The 14,833-nt window shown below is 71.8% G+C and carries 12 protein-coding genes; 6 read left to right on the top strand and 6 right to left on the bottom strand.

The genetic code is table 11. The annotated features are described in order from the left end of the window. Positions 1-47: 47 nt before the first annotated feature. A complete protein-coding gene (locus tag QQY66_RS30340) occupies positions 48-1,433 on the bottom strand; it encodes a PLP-dependent aminotransferase family protein (protein WP_301983439.1) in 1,386 nt (461 codons plus the stop codon). 47 nt (positions 1,434-1,480) lie between these two features. On the opposite strand from QQY66_RS30340, the gene QQY66_RS30335 reads away from it, so the two are divergent. Then, positions 1,481-1,978: a carboxymuconolactone decarboxylase family protein gene (locus QQY66_RS30335; RefSeq protein ID WP_301983438.1), complete on the top strand. Its 498-nt coding sequence runs from the start codon at positions 1,481-1,483 to the stop codon at positions 1,976-1,978. A gap of 40 nt (positions 1,979-2,018) precedes the next feature. Here QQY66_RS30335 and QQY66_RS30330 read toward each other — a convergent pair whose 3' ends face one another. The 5 genes from QQY66_RS30330 to QQY66_RS30310 are packed head-to-tail and all read right to left on the bottom strand — an operon-like array spanning position 2,019 to position 9,184. After that, the gene (locus tag QQY66_RS30330) at positions 2,019-2,978 is read right to left on the bottom strand and encodes an ABC transporter substrate-binding protein (RefSeq protein WP_301983437.1); all 960 of its coding nucleotides are present in this window, start codon (positions 2,976-2,978) and stop codon (positions 2,019-2,021) included. 1 nt (position 2,979) lies between these two features. Continuing rightward, the gene (locus tag QQY66_RS30325; protein WP_301983436.1) at positions 2,980-4,917 is read right to left on the bottom strand and encodes a proline/glycine betaine ABC transporter permease; all 1,938 of its coding nucleotides are present in this window, start codon (positions 4,915-4,917) and stop codon (positions 2,980-2,982) included. Next, on the bottom strand, positions 4,917-6,101 hold the full coding sequence (locus QQY66_RS30320) for a glycine betaine/L-proline ABC transporter ATP-binding protein (RefSeq protein ID WP_301983435.1): 1,185 nt from the start codon (positions 6,099-6,101) through the stop codon (positions 4,917-4,919). Before QQY66_RS30320 ends, QQY66_RS30325 begins: the two co-directional genes overlap by 1 nt. After that, positions 6,101-7,630 carry a GMC family oxidoreductase gene (locus QQY66_RS30315; protein WP_301987548.1) on the bottom strand — a complete coding sequence of 510 codons (1,530 nt, stop codon included), beginning with the start codon at positions 7,628-7,630 and terminating at the stop codon, positions 6,101-6,103. Before QQY66_RS30315 ends, QQY66_RS30320 begins: the two co-directional genes overlap by 1 nt. A gap of 42 nt (positions 7,631-7,672) precedes the next feature. Then, positions 7,673-9,184, bottom strand: a complete 1,512-nt coding sequence (locus tag QQY66_RS30310) for an aldehyde dehydrogenase family protein (RefSeq protein WP_301983433.1) — start codon at positions 9,182-9,184, stop codon at positions 7,673-7,675. A gap of 202 nt (positions 9,185-9,386) precedes the next feature. On the opposite strand from QQY66_RS30310, the gene QQY66_RS30305 reads away from it, so the two are divergent. The 5 genes from QQY66_RS30305 to QQY66_RS30285 all read left to right on the top strand — a co-directional run bounded on the left by QQY66_RS30305 (position 9,387) and on the right by QQY66_RS30285 (position 14,827). Next, the gene (locus QQY66_RS30305) at positions 9,387-10,073 is read left to right on the top strand and encodes a hypothetical protein (protein WP_301983432.1); all 687 of its coding nucleotides are present in this window, start codon (positions 9,387-9,389) and stop codon (positions 10,071-10,073) included. 172 nt (positions 10,074-10,245) lie between these two features. Next, a complete protein-coding gene (locus QQY66_RS30300) occupies positions 10,246-11,151 on the top strand; it encodes a helix-turn-helix domain-containing GNAT family N-acetyltransferase (protein ID WP_301983431.1) in 906 nt (301 codons plus the stop codon). A gap of 177 nt (positions 11,152-11,328) precedes the next feature. Then, on the top strand, positions 11,329-11,733 hold the full coding sequence (locus QQY66_RS30295) for a CU044_2847 family protein (protein WP_301983430.1): 405 nt from the start codon (positions 11,329-11,331) through the stop codon (positions 11,731-11,733). Between the two features lie 2 nt (positions 11,734-11,735). Beyond that, the gene (locus tag QQY66_RS30290) at positions 11,736-13,880 is read left to right on the top strand and encodes a trypsin-like peptidase domain-containing protein (protein ID WP_301983429.1); all 2,145 of its coding nucleotides are present in this window, start codon (positions 11,736-11,738) and stop codon (positions 13,878-13,880) included. Next, on the top strand, positions 13,877-14,827 hold the full coding sequence (locus QQY66_RS30285) for a MoxR family ATPase (protein WP_301983427.1): 951 nt from the start codon (positions 13,877-13,879) through the stop codon (positions 14,825-14,827). The genes QQY66_RS30290 and QQY66_RS30285 overlap by 4 nt, the downstream gene beginning before the upstream one ends. The last annotated feature ends 6 nt before the right edge of the window (positions 14,828-14,833 follow it).

The following is a 14,833-nucleotide window of genomic DNA, read 5'->3' as shown; positions in this document are numbered from 1 at the left end:
TACGGCGGGGCGAGATCGGCGGATCGTCGGCCGAGACGGGGCCCGTCCTACGGCAGCACCCTGCACAGCGCGTCCAGCGCCCCCGCCCACGCGTGGTCCGGCGGTGTGCCGTACCCGACGACCAGCGCGTCCAAGGGCTCGGCCACGGCCTCCCGGTGGCGGAAGTAGGACAGTCCGTGCAGGGCGAGGCCCTGCCAGGTGGCGGCCTGGAGCACCGACTTCTCGGTGCCGGGCGGGAGGCGCAGGACGGCGTGCAGGCCGGCCGCGATGCCAGTGACCCGCACCTCCGGCGCCCGCGACGCCAGGGCCGCGACCAGGGCGTCACGGCGGCGCCGGTAGCGCAGCCGGGCGGCGCGCACATGGCGGTCGTAGGCCCCGGACGTGATGAACTCGGCCAGCGTCAGCTGGTCCAGCACCCCGCAGGTGTCGTGGCCGCCCTTCGCCGCCACCGCCTCGTCCGTGAGCCCTGGCGGCAGGACCATCCACGCCAGGCGCAGCGCGGGGGCGAGGGACTTGCTGGCCGTGCCGAGGTGGACCACGCGGTCCGGGTCGAGATCCTGGAGGGCGCCGACGGGCTGGCGGTCGTAGCGGAACTCGCCGTCGTAGTCGTCCTCCAGTACCAGCCCGCCGGTGCGCCGCGCCCAGTCCACGACGGCTGTCCGTCGGTCGCGGTGCAGGGGCACGCCCATGGGGAACTGATGGGCGGGGGTGAGGAGTACGGCACCGACGCCGCCCAACTCGCCCGGATCCGTGCCGAGTTCGTCGAAGGGCAGGGGGCGGATGCGCAGGCCGGCGGCCGTGAGCAGGTTCCGGTGCGGGGGAAGGCCGTACGACTCCACGGCGGCCGTCCGTGTGCCGCGCGAGCGCAGGACCGTGCCGAGGAGTCCCAGGGCGTGGGCGAAGCCGGAGCAGATCAGGATGCGGTCGGGGTCGGTGCGCACGCCGCGGGCCCGGGCGAGGTAGCCGGCGAGTGCGGTGCGCAGTTCGACGCGGCCACGGGGGTCGCCGTAGCCGAGGGCGTCGTTCGGGGCGGCGGTGAAGGCACGGCGGGCGGCCTTGAGCCATTCGGTGCGGGGGAAGGAGGCGAGGTCGGGGGTGCCGGGGCGGAGGTCGTACGTCGGACGGTGCTGCTCTCGGCGGGAGAGGGACGTGTCGGCCGGCGGGACGACCGTACGGCCACCGACGCGGGTGCTGGAGCCCTGGCGGGCGGTGAGCCAGCCCTCCGCGACGAGGTCGGCGTAGGCGTCGGCGACCGTGTTGCGGGCGATGCCCAGGTCGGCGGCGAGGGTGCGGGAGGAGGGCAGCCGGGTGCCGGGGGCGAGGCGGCCGGTGCGGACCGCTTCGCGCAGGGCGTCGGTCAGGCCCCGGCGCAGGCCGGAGCCGGTCGGTTCCAGATGCAGGTCGACGCCCAGAGTGGCCCATGATTCCGCCATGGAAATGGACCATACTCCTGGGCTGCTTCGCTCCTAGGGTCGAGGGCATGACCACACACGAAACCGTTCAGTACGCCCCCGAGCACACCCCCCGCCTGGCCTGGGCCGAGCACGCCCCCGACGTCTACAAGGCGATGGTCCGCCTCGACGCGGCCTCCCGGAAGGGCCTCGACCCGGGGCTCCTGGAGCTGGTGAAGGTCCGTGCCTCGCAGATCAACCACTGCGCGCTCTGCGTCGACATGCACAGCAAGGACGCGCTCGCGGCCGGTGAGAGCGTCGAGCGGATCATCCAGCTGAGCGCCTGGGAGGAGTCGCGGCACTTCTACACGGAGAAGGAGCTGGCGGCGCTGGAGCTGACGGAGGCCGTGACCGTCCTGACCGACGGCTTCGTGCCGGACGAGGTCTACGAGACGGCCGCGAAGCAGTTCGAGGAGGCCGAGCTGGCGCAGCTGATCGCCGCGATCACGGTGATCAACGCCTGGAACCGGTTCGGCGTGACCTGCCGGATGGTGCCGGGGCACTACACGCCGGGAGACCACGGGTGAGGACACCGGGCGCCCTCCGCAAGGGCGCCCGGGGGCGGTACTACCGGGACAGCCACCCCCGCCACGTCGACTCGTGGCTGTCCACCCACTTCTTCGCCGCCTCCTCCGGGCTGAGCTTCTGGTCGGCGATCATCAGGGAGACCTCGTTCTGGTCCTCGGTGGTCCACTTGAAGTTCTTCAGGAACCGGGCCGCCTTGCCGCCGTTCTTCGCGAAGTCGGCGTTGAGGTACTTCTGCAGCGGGGTGTGCGGATAGGCGCAGGCGACCTTCTCCGGGTCGGCGTCGCAGCCCTCCTTGTACGCCGGGAGCTTCACCTCGGTCATGGGGACCTTCTTGAAGAGCCACTGGGGGGCGTACCAGTAGGTGAGGAAGGGCTTCTTCTCCTTGGCGAACTGTTTGATCTGGGTGATCTGCGCGGCCTCCGAACCGGCGAAGACCACCTGGTAGTTCAGCTTCAGGTTCTTGACCAGCGCCTTGTCGTTGGTGACGTAGGACGGGGAGCCGTCCATCAGCTGGCCCTTGCCGCCGCTCTCGGCGGTGCGCAGCTGGGAGGCGTACTTGTCGAGGTTCTCCCAGTCCGTGACGTCGGGGTGCTGCTTGGCGAAGTACGTCGGGACGTACCAGCCGATGTGCCCGGTGACGCCGAGTCCGCCGCCGTTCACGATCGTCTTCTTGTCGGCGACGTAGCGCTGCTCCTCCTCCGGGTGGCCCCAGTCCTCCAGGAGCGCGTCGACGCGGCCCTGGCTGAGCGCGTCCCAGGCGGGCACCTCGTCGATCTGGACGGTGTCGACGCGGTAGCCCAGCTCGTGTTCGAGCAGGTACTGGGCGACGGCGACATTGGCCTGCGCGCCGACCCAGGACTGCACGGACAGGGTGACGGTCTTGGCGCCCTGCGCATTGGCGAAGGGCGAGGCCTGCTTGGTCATGTCGGCGGCGCCGCAGCCGGTCAGCAGCAGGAGTGCCGAAACGCCGGCCACCGCGGATGTCGTACGAAGTCGCATGTCACGCTCCCTTCTTCGCGCGGCGTTCGGTCGGCTGGGTCACCCGGTCGAGCATCAGGCCGAGGCATACGATCGCGGCGCCCGCGACCAGGCCCGTCGCCAGATCGCCCTGCGCGAGCCCGAACACGACGTCGTAGCCGAGGGCTCCGCCGCCGACCAGGCCGCCGATGATGACGACGGCGAGGACGAGGACCACGCCCTGGTTGAGGGCGAGCAGCAACGCCGGGCGGGCGAGAGGGAGTTGGACCTGACGGAGTTGCTGCCAGGTCGTCGCGCCGAGTGAGTTCGAAGACTCCAGCGCGGCCGGGTCGACCTGGCGCAGGCCCTGCGCGGTGATGCGGACGACGGCCGGAAGCGCGTAGACGACGGCCGCGGCGACGGCAGGGGCACGGCCCACGCCGAACAGCGCGACGACCGGGATCAGGTAGACGAACTGCGGCATCGTCTGGAAGACGTCCAGGACGGGACGGAGCAGCCGCTCGACGCGGTCGCTGCGGGCCGCCGCGATACCGGTCGCGAAGCCGAGGACGAGGGTGACGGCCACGGCTGCGAGGACCTGGGAGAGGGTGTCCAGCGAGGAGTCCCAGACGCCGAGTACGCCGATCGCGGCCATGGCGAGAACGGCGGTCAGCGCGGTGCGCCAGGTGCCGATCAGCCAGGCCAGTGCGGCGACGATCAGCAGGACCGACCACCAGGGCAGCCACTGCAGTCCGTCGCGGACCGGGTCCAGGACCCAGGTGGTGAAGTGCGCGGCCCAGTCGGCGGTGCCGCCGATGACGGGGACGCCGGAGTAGAGGTGCGCGGTCATCCAGTCGACGGCCCGGTTGACCGGTTCGGCGATGGCGACCGTCCAGGCGTCGGGCCAGTCGGCACGGCCCGCGAACCGGGCGGCGAGGGCGATGACGAGGGCGGCGACGGCCCCGTACGCCCACAGCGTTTTACGGCCGTCCCCGCTCCGCTGCTCGCCTGCCGCACCGGTCACGCGGTCCAGTACGACCGCGATCAGCACGATCGGAATCCCGGCCGCGAGCGCGGCGCCCACGTCGACCGAGGCCAGCGCCTGGTAGACGCGGTCACCGAGACCGCCGCCGCCGATCACCGACGCGATGACCGCCATCGACAGCGCCATCATGATCGTCTGGTTGAGGCCGAGCAGGAGTTCCTTGCGGGCCAGCGGGATACGGGCGGTCAGCAGGCGTTGGCGTGCGGTGGTGCCGAGCGACTCGACCGCCTCCAGCACCTCCTTGTCGGCGCCGCGCAGGCCGAGGGCCGTGAGGCGGGCCATGGGCGGGGCGGCGTAGACGACGGTGGCGAGGACGGCCGCGGGGACGCCGATGCCGAAGACCAGGACGACGGGGAGGAGGTACGCGAAGGCGGGCAGCACCTGCATGGTGTCCAGGACCGGGCGCAGGGCGCGGTCCGTACGAGGGGACAGGCCCGCGGCCAGTCCGAGCAGCGCGCCGACCACGACCGACGCGAGGACCGCCACGACCATCAGGGCGAGCGTCTGCATGGTCGGGATCCACATGCCGAGCAGGCCGCAGGTGAGGAACGCGGCGGCCGTCCCGAGGGCGAGGCGCACGCCGGCGACTCGCCAGGCGATCAGCGCGCCGAACGCGGTGACGCCTGCCCAGCCGGCGGCCAGCAGGAGGAGGTAGACGGCGCGTACGGAGACGACGACGGCGTTGCTGACGTGGCCGAAGAAGTAGAGGAACAGGGGGTGGCTGTCCCGGTTGTCGATGATCCAGTCGCTGGTCTTGGTGAGGGGGTCGGATACGTCGACGGTGAGCGCGTCGGGCCAGGCGCCGCCGGCCCAGCGGGCGTTGGCGAGGGGGACGAGGATCGCTGCGGCGAGGGCGAGGAGGGTGAGCTTGGCGACTGCGCGGTTTCTGAGGATCGCGGGGAGTGTGCGAGGGGTCGGTGCGGTGATCGTTGCCATCAGACGGACTCCGCGTGAGGGCCGGCGTCGGGTTGGGTCGCTTGGCCGCGCTGGGCGGGTGCCGCTGCGCCCACCCTCCCCCACTCTCGGCTTCGCTCGAGCGGGGGGACCCCCATCGCCCCAGCGGCACGACTGCCCGCAGCTACGGCGGTTGCGCCGGCTACCACGCCGAGCAGGGTGTCCGAGTCCACGACGCCTACACACCGGCCTTCGTCCACCACACGCACCGGTGCCCCGGCCCGTGCCACCGCCTCGATCGCCTCCGACACCGTGGCATCCGGCGCGACCGCAGGGCCGTTGCCCGCGTCGTCCGTCGACGCGGCCCGCATCGCCGTCCGCACCGTCATCACCTGCTCCCGCGGCACATCCCGTACGAACTCCCGCACGTATTCGTCGGCCGGGGACCCCACGATCTCCTCCGGTGTGCCCAGCTGCACCACGCGGCCGTCGCGCATGAGGGCGATGCGGTCGCCCAGCTTCAGTGCCTCGCTGAGGTCATGGGTGATGAAGACCATCGTGCGGCCCTCCTCGCGGTGGAGGCGGATCACCTCATCCTGCATATCGCGCCGGATGAGGGGGTCGAGCGCGCTGAACGGCTCGTCGAAGAGGAGGACTTCGGGGTCCACGGCCAGTGCCCGGGCCAGGCCCACCCGCTGACGCTGGCCGCCGGACAGCTGGCTCGGCTTGCGCTGTTCCATGCCCTCCAGGCCGACCTTGGCGACGACTTCGGCGGCCCGCGCGCGGCGCTCCGCCTTGCCCACGCCCTGGATCTCCAGGCCGTAGGCGACGTTGTCGAGGACCGTGCGGTGCGGGAGGAGGCCGAAATGCTGGAAGACCATCGCGGCGCGGTGGCGGCGGAGTTCGCGGAGGCGAGGCTTGTCCATCGCGCGGACGTCCTCGCCGTCGATGGCGATCGTGCCGGACGTGGGCTCGATGAGGCGGGTCAGACAGCGGACCAGGGTGGACTTGCCGGAGCCGGACAGGCCCATGACGACGAAGACCTCGCCCTTGCGGACGTCGAAGGAGACGTCACGGACGGCGGCCGTGCAGCCGGTGCGGGCGCGGAGGTCGGCGGGATCGAGGGCCGCCAGTTCCGGGTCGGCGGGGACGCGGTCCGCCTTCGGGCCGAAGACCTTCCACAGGCCCTGGACGGAGAAGACGGGCGTGTTCGGGGTCGTGCTCATCACGCACCACCACCGATCAGGTCGACGGCCTTCTCCCCGACCATGAGCACCCCGATCATCGGGTTCACGGCGGTCATCGTCGGGAACACGGACGCGTCGGCGATCCTGATGCCCTCCAGGCCGCGGATCCTCAACTGTGGATCCACGACCGCCTGTTCGTCCGTCTCCGCGCCCATACGGCAGGTGCCCGCCGGGTGGTACACGGTGTGCGCGACCTTACGGGCGTACTCGCTGAGTTCCGCGTCGCCGAGGATCTCCGGGCCGGGGCACACCTCGCGCTTGAGCCAGCCGGCGAGGGGCTCGGTCCTGGCGATCTCGCGGGCGATGCGGATGCCGTCGACCAGGGTCCGGCCGTCGTAGTCGTCCTCGTCCGTGAAGTAGCGGAAGTCGAGGGCGGGCTTCACGGCGGGGTCGGCGCTGGTCAGGTACAGGCGGCCACGGGACTTCGGCTTGGGGATGTTCGGGGTCATCGAGACGCCGAACTCCGGGCGCTCGTAGCCCAGTCGCTCCGGGTTGTCCGTGAAGGGGATCTGGTAGAAGTGGAACATCAGGTCCGGGCCCGCGTGTTCGGGGTCGCGGCGCACGAACAGGCCCGCGTCGGAGTCCATCGCGGAGTTCTCCGGGATGGGGCCGTCCGTCTCCCAGACGATCACCGACTCGGGGTGGTCGAGCAGGTTCTCACCGACGCCGGGCAGATCGTGGACGACCGGGATACCGAGTGCTTCCAGGTCCTTGCGGGGCCCGATGCCCGAGTGGAGCAGCAGGCGCGGCGAGTCCACGGCGCCGGCGCAGAGCAGGACCTCGTTGCGGGCTCGTACGACGAACTCCGCGCCGTCCTTGTCCCGTACGTGCACGCCTTCCGCCCGCGTGCCGCCCAGCTCCAGCCGGTGCGCCCAGGTCTCCAGCAGGATCGTCAGGTTCGGGCGCTCGTCCATCACAGGGTGGAGGTACGCCACCGACGCGCTCGACCGCTTGTTGTTCTCCGGGTGGTAGGCGAGGTCGAAGAAACCGACACCCTCGCTGAACGGCTTCTTGTTGAAGCCCTCGACGCGCGGAACGCCGAGTGCGGCCTGGGCGGCGTCGACGAAGTCGCGGGCGATGGCGTTCCGGTCCTTCTCGTCGACCGGGACGATGTTGTTCAGCAGCCGGGCGTAGTACGCCTCCATCGGCACCGCGCCCCACCCCTGAGCACCGGCCGCCTCCCACTCGTCCCAGTCGGACGGCAGCGGCTTGAAGGCGATGAGCGTGTTGTGGCTCGAACACCCGCCGAGCACCCGGGCACGGCTGTGCCGGATGTGCGAGTTGCCGCGGGGCTGCTCGGTGGTCGGGTAGTCATAGTCCAGCTCACCGCCGAGCAGCCCCATCCAGCGGCGCAGCGTCAGCACGTCGTCCCGGCCGACATCACTGGGACCGCCCTCGATGACGGCAACGGTGACATCCGGATTCTCGGTGAGGCGCGAGGCGATGACGGAGCCCGCGGTGCCGCCGCCGATGACGACGTAGTCGTAGACGTGGGTGTTCTCAGGCAGAGGGGACATGAGGGGTTACTCCAGGGAGGTGCGGGGAGGGGGTCAGCCGGCGAACCAGCGAACGGGCTTCGGCTCCAGGTTCTGGTACACGTGCTTGCTCTCGCGGTACTCGGCGAGTCCGGCGGGACCGAGTTCGCGCCCCACCCCGCTCTTGCCGAAGCCGCCCCACTCCGCCTGGGGGAGGTAGGGGTGGAAGTCGTTGATCCAGACGGTGCCGTGCCGCAGGCGGGCGGCGACCCGGCGGGCCCGTCCCGCGTCGGTGGTCCAGACGGCGCCGGCGAGCCCGTACTCCGTGTCGTTGGCGAGGGCGACCGCCTCGTCCTCCGTGCGGAACGTCTCGACGGTGAGGACCGGGCCGAAGACCTCTTCGCGTACGACCCTCATCTCGCGTTGGCACTGGTCGAGCACCGTCGGCTCGTAGAAGTAGCCGGTGGCCGGGCGTTCGGCGCTCGGCTCGGGGCGCTTGCCGCCGGAGCGCAGCACCGCGCCCTCTTCCAGCGCGGAGGCGACGTACGACTCGGTCTTCGTGCGCTGCTGCTCGGAGACCAGCGGGCCGCACTCCACGCCGTCCTCGGTGCCGCGGCCGAGGCGGATCCGGCTTGCCCGGCGGGCGAGTTCGGCGACGAAACGCTCGCGGACCGACTCCTCGACGATGAGCCGGGCGCCCGCGGAGCACACCTGACCGCTGTGGATGAAGGCGGCGTTGAGGGCCTGGTCGACGGCTGTGTCGAAGTCCTCGTCGGTCGAACAGGCGTCGGCGAAGACGACGTTGGGGTTCTTGCCGCCGAGTTCGAGGGCGACCTTCTTGACGGTCACGGCGGCGGCCTGTGCGACCTTCGTGCCGCTGATCAGGCCGCCGGTGAAGGAGACGAGGTCGACGTCGGGGTGCTCGGCGAGGCGGGCGCCGACCGAGTGGCCGGGTCCGGTGACGATGTTCGCGACTCCGGCGGGCAGACCGGCCTCCGCGAGCAGGTCGATCAGGGCGATCGTCGTCAGCGGCGTGATCTCGCTCGGCTTGATCACGAAGGTGTTGCCGGCCGCGAGTGCCGGGGCGATCTTCCAGCTGGCCTGCAGCAGGGGGTAGTTCCAGGGCGTGATCAGCGCGCAGACGCCGACCGGCTCGTGCACCACGACGCTGTGGATGTCGGGCGAGCCCGCGTCGACCACCCGGCCCGCGCCCTCTGCCGCCACCAGATCGGCGAAGTAGCGGAAGGCGTCGGCGACGCAGTCGATGTCGATCCGGCCCTCTTCGACGGTCTTGCCCGCGTCACGGCTCTCCAGGAGCCCGAGCGGTTCACGGTCGCGGACGAGGAGGTCGGCGACGCGGCGCAGCAGCGCGGCGCGCTCGGCGACGGGCGTGTGCGGCCAGTCCCCCTCGTCGAAGGCGCGGCGGGCCGCGGCGACCGCCAGATCGGTGTCCTTCTCGTCACCCTCCGCGACCACGGCGAAGGGCAGGGCGTCTGCCGGGTCGAGGATCTCTCGGGTGGCGCCGGAGACCGCTTCCAGCCACTGGCCGTCGACGTGGATCGTCCGTTGCGCCCGCTGCCTTGCCATGATCGGTATTGCCTTCCGTTCCTGTTCAGTTCCCCTGAGTCACAGAAGTGTCACCCTCGGGGACCGTGAGCGCATGCCCCCGGCCTCGCTGATGCATGCGCAATTCATGGCCGAAAGTGGGCCGCGTCACTGAACATGCGGGCAAATAGGGCGAAACGTGGCCTGGGGTGGTAGCGGATCCGGCGGATCCGGAGGTGACGCCATGGCCAGGAGGACGCTGACCTGCGTGGCGGCGAGCGCGGCCCTGGTCCTCTCCCCCGCCGTGGCCTCGACGGCCATGGCGTCGGACGGCGACGACCTCACCGCACAGCAGCTCGCCGAGCAGGCGAAGGACAACCTCCTCGACGCGAAGTCCGTCCATCTGGAACTGACGGACCGCAGCAAGGCGGCGAGCACGAGCAAGACCCAGCCGACCTCGATGGACCTCTCCCTCGACCGCGACGGCAACTGCGTCGGCACGATGAGGATGAGCAGGGGCGGCGGCAGCGTCGAGATCGTCAAGCAGGGCGACGAGGTGTGGATGAAGCCCGACACCGCGTCCTGGAAGGCGCAGGTGCCCGGCAGCCAGGGCGACGCGGTCGCCGAGCTCTTCAAGAACCGCTACATCCACGGCTCCACCGACGACGCCGTGCTCAAGGGCATGGCCGACATCTGCGACCTGAACAACTTCCAGAAGGACATCGGCACGGATTCCGGCTCCACGGCCGACCCCGTCTCCCTGACGAAGGGCGAGGAGACGACCCGCGACGGCACCAAGGTGATCCCGCTCAAGGGCGAGGAGGCCGGCACGCGGGCCACCCTCTACGTCACCGCCGACTCCCCGCACCACCTGGTCGAGGCCACGCAGCAGGGTGACGGTGCCGACACGACCCTGACGTTCACGGACTAGGACAAGCCGGTCCCGTCGAAGACGCCGTCACCGGACGAGACGGTCGACATCGGCAAGCTCCAGGAGGAGTTGCAGAGCGTTTGAATCCTCCCCTCCCCGCAAGAACCAGGTGAAGAGGCTGTCTCGCCCAACGGTGGACGAGCCCGCATCCTTTGACTAAAGTCAAAGAAATATGGAGCCAGTCTCACCAGTCTCAACGGAACACGTGACGGCCTTCCGCCGGTTCAACCGCTACTTCACGCGCCGTATCGGCGCGCTCGACGACCACTACCTCGGCCAGGACCGTCCGCTCGGCGAGGCCCGGCTGCTGTTCGAGATCTCCGAGAGCGCGGCGGGGGTGCCCCTGCGCGAGCTGAGGAGCCGGCTCGGCCTGGACGCCGGGTACTTGAGCCGGATGGCGAAGGCCCTGGAGGCGCAGGGCATGGTCCGTATCGCCGTGCACCCCGACGACAACCGGCTGCGGATGGTCGAGCTGACCCCGGCCGGGCACGTCGAGCTGAAGGAACAGCAGCGCCGGGCCAACGCCCTCGTGGCCCACCTCCTCGGCGGCCTCACCGACCGGCAGCGCGCCGACCTCACGGAGGCGATGACCACCACCCGCCGCCTGCTGCGCCTCGCCGCCATCACCGTCGACCTCGTCGACGGCGCCTCCGAGGACGCCCGGGCCTGCCTCGACGCCTACGCCGCCGACATCGACGACCGCTTCCCGGAAGGGTTCGACAAGTCCGACCTCGTACGGCCCGAGGAGGTGTCCGGGGACGCCGGGGCGTTCTTCGTGGCGTACGAGGAGGACAGGCCGGTGGGATGCGGTGCGCTGCGGCGGCTGGAGGACGGCGTCGGCGAGATCCGCCATGTGTGGGTGCATCCGGACGCCCGGCGCCTGGGGCTCGCCCGCCGGATCCTCGACGCCCTGGAGCGGGAGGGCCGACGCCGCGCCTTCGACGTCGTACGACTGGACACGCACGCGGTGCTCACGGAGGCGCAGGCGATGTACCGGGCGTGCGGATACCGGGAGATCCCGGCGTACGTCGACCACGTCTACGCCCACCACTGGTTCGAGAAGCGGCTACGGGACTGACGGAGGCCGGTCCCCGGTATCCCGCGACGGCCCGCTCCAGGCCGGGGCGGCCACCGAGTCGAGCAGGTTTCTGAGGTGCCCCCCGCCCTGTCGAGCACCCAGCAACGACCGGGATTTTCAGCCGAGTTGATGACACGTGCTCCTGTCATGGTCCCCGCCGTCGGTCACAATGTGACCATGTCCACCTCAGCGGAGTTGCAGTTCGACGACGGCACACCGGTCAGGTTCCTGCTGGCGCCCGCCGCCCCTCAGGAGGGGCCGCCCGAGCCGGGCGGGGCGCTTCCGGAAGGCATGGGACGGGCGGTGCCGGTGTCCTCCGGCGGCGGGGCCGTGGCCTCCCTGGCGGCGGGCACGCTGCGGGCGGCGCTCCGGCCGCTCGGGCCGCTGCTGCAGGAGGTCCACGACGCCGTACGGGCCGCGCCGCAGCCGCCGACCGAGCTGAGCGTGACCCTCGGGGTCCAGGTCGGGCAGGATCTCAAGCTCGGCATCGTCGGCGCCAAGGGGCAGGCCCACCTCACCGTGACGGCCACCTGGAACCCGACGGGAGCCACGGCCCTCGCGCCGGCTCCGGGCCTGGAGTGAGCGTGGGGTGGTTCAGAGCCCCGCTGCCCGCGTTCCACGATCCGGCCCCGTACTCGGTGTCCGTCGGCGGCCCGGAGGGCCGATGGGCGGGGGCCGGTCTCGTGCTCGCCGCGGACACCGTGCTGACCTGCGCCCATGTCGTCAACGACGCGCTCGGCCGGCATCCGTTCGAGGTGCGCACACCGGGCCCGGGTGAGCTGCACGTCGCCATCCGGATGCCGTACGGCAGATATGAGCGCTGCCCCGCGCGCGTCGCCCACTGGATCCCGCCGCGCGCCAAGGAAGGCGGCCCGGTGCACCACAGCGCCGACGAATGGCTCGGCGACCTCGCCGTGCTGCGGGTCGACGCACCGCCCGGCAGCACCCCGGCGCCGCCCCACCGGAGCGCGCTGCGTGCCGGGCAGGAGGTGCGCGCCTGGCATGCGAGCGGGCACGACGCCACGTTCGCCGACCTGAAGGTCAAGACCGACGACGGGCCGATCGCCTACCTCGACGGGGAGGCCACCGGCATGGCCGTCGGGCCCGGTTACAGCGGCGGCCCACTGTGGTGCCTGCACGAGAAGGCGGTCGTCGGCCTGGTCGCCGCCCACTTCATGCCGCCCCGCGACGCCACGAACGGGCGACCCGTCCCGCCCGACCCCCAGCATCTGATCCGCCGCAGCTGGGGCATCCCCTGGCAGCGCATCGAGGCCGAGCTGCGCACCGCGGGCGTCCCCGACCTCACCGGGCCCGCGTCCGCCGGCCCCGACGAAGCCGCCTTCGGGCTGCTCGCCGAGGCGATCGGCGACGCGCTGCCCACCGGGTCCGAACTCGGCGACGTGGCCAGGCGGCTGGCCACGGAATGCGGCGTCGGACACGGCGGTGACGTGACACCCCCGGCCGTCGAGGAGTTCGCGGCGTTCCTCCTTCAGCACCCGCGTGCGTTACCCGTGCTGACCGGACTGCTGCGGAACAACCACCCCGAGGCGGCCGACCGGATCCTGGCCGCCGGACAGCTCTCCCGGGTGCCGCGGCTGCTCTCCCCGCGGGAGCACCACCAACTGCACGCGCGGCTGCGCGACCTGGACCCGGGCGTGCTCGCGCGGTTCGCCGAGGCGGTGCGCGCCGCACTGCCGCTGGCCGCCGCGTTCCCCGGCGGCGAGACGCTCGACGCGCTCATCGACCACCTGGAGACCCTGCCCGGCGACGGCCGCTCCGAGGACGGCGAACCCCGGGTCCCGGCACTGCTGCGGGTGCTGGAGTACGTCGGTGCGCTCTGCGCCCAGGAGCATCGCGCGCGGCTGCGCATCTGGTCGGACGGGGTGGCGAAACGGCTGGGCATCCCCCGCTCCGCGCTCGCCGAACGGCGCTCGGACGGCCTGGAGTGGGCCCGCGCCGTCCGCGGCCGGTCGCGGGTACGGGTGCTGGTGCAGGTGAGAGCGGCGGAGCCCGGGCGGCACCGGCTGCGGATCTGGTGCGACGAGGGCACCGGTCCCCGCCAGGTCTCGACGGACACCTCCCCGTCGTACACGGCTCGGGAGGCCGCCCGCGAGCTGATCCGGGTCCTGGAGACCCTCACCCCGGCCACCGAGGACGCCGAACGCCCGCTCGTCGAAGTCCTCGTGGACGACAAGAGCCTCAACCTGCCCGTCGACGAATGGGAGGCGCAGGCCCCCGGCCAGATCGTGCCGGGCGTGCTCGGGGTCGAGTACCCGCTGGTCGTGCACTGCCCCGATCTGCTGCGCAGGCACGAGCGCTTCCAGCCCGACTGGCGGCGCCGCTGGCGGCTGCTGGACACCGGAGCAACCCTCGTCGTCTCGGGCGCGTCCCTCGACCCGAAGACCCTCTACGCCGAGCTGATGGACCGTCTCGACGCGGTCCGCGTCTTGGTCGACGTGCCCGCGGAACACCGGGACCGCATCGTGCAGATCTGTCTCGCCATGGGCATACCGGTGGTGGTGTGGGACCGCGCCCGGGACCAGGACTCGCACGCCGTCGAGCGGCTGGCCGAGGCCGCCACCCGGGAGCTGCCCGACAAGGTCCGCTCCTACCGCGCCAACACCGTGCTCCACCCGCGGGAATACCCCGGGCGACCCGTCCTCGCCTGGGCCGACGCCGACCGTACCGTGCCCCGACTGCACCTGACCGAACCCCAGGAGAGCGCATGACCCCCGCTGCCGAGGCCGACTGGCACCTCTTCCGCGGCGACGGCGTGCCCCGTGCCGTCGCCCTTCCGCCGGCCCCGCCGTGGCGCCGCTTCGCTCCCGGCGCGGGCGGGCGGCCGGAGCTGCCGTATCTGATCGAGCCCAAGCACGCGGACGTCGTCAACGCCGCGCTGCATCTGCGCCGCCCGCTGCTGGTCACCGGCCCCGCCGGGACCGGCAAGTCCTCGCTGGCGCGGGCCGTCGCACATGAACTGAGCCTCGGTGCCCTGTTGCGCTGGCCGATCAACAGCCGCTCCACCGTGCGGGAGGCGCTCTACCAGTACGACGCGATCGGGCGGCTGCGCGAGACCACGCTCAGTCGTGACCGGGGCGAACACGAGCCGTCCATCGGCACGTTCATCCGGCTGGGTCCGCTCGGCACGGCGCTGGTGCCGAGTCCCACGCCGCGTGCACTGCTGATCGACGAGATGGACAAGGGCGATGTGGACCTGCCCAACGATCTGCTGACGGTGTTCGAGGAGGGCGTCTTCGAGATACCCGAGCTGACCCGGCTGCCCGAGGACGTCACCGAGGTGGAGGTGCAGACCGCCGACCACCGGGGCACGGTCGGTGTGCACAAGGGCCGGATCCAGTGCGAGGAGTTCCCGGTCGTCGTCATCACCAGCAACGGCGAGCGCGACTTCCCGCCCGCGTTCCTGCGCCGCTGTATCCGCCTCGACCTGCCCGTGCCCGACGAGGAGCGGCTGCGCGCGATCGTCGCCGCGCACCTCGGCGAGGAGGCGCTGCGCGAGGCCGACGACCTCCTGGAGGCATTCCTGCGCCGCCGGGCACCGGGCGAACTGGCCACCGACCAACTCCTCAACGCCGTCTTCCTGCGGGCCGGCGGGGTCGACCTCGACGCGGAGGGCCTGCTCGACGCGGTACTGCATCAGCTCACCGGGGCGCTGTGAGATGGC

It is taken from the genome of Streptomyces sp. DG2A-72 (assembly GCF_030499575.1).
Taxonomy (GTDB): domain Bacteria; phylum Actinomycetota; class Actinomycetes; order Streptomycetales; family Streptomycetaceae; genus Streptomyces.
Note: the sequence above shows the minus strand (reverse complement) of the source record. Positions and strands in the feature narration are given on the sequence as shown.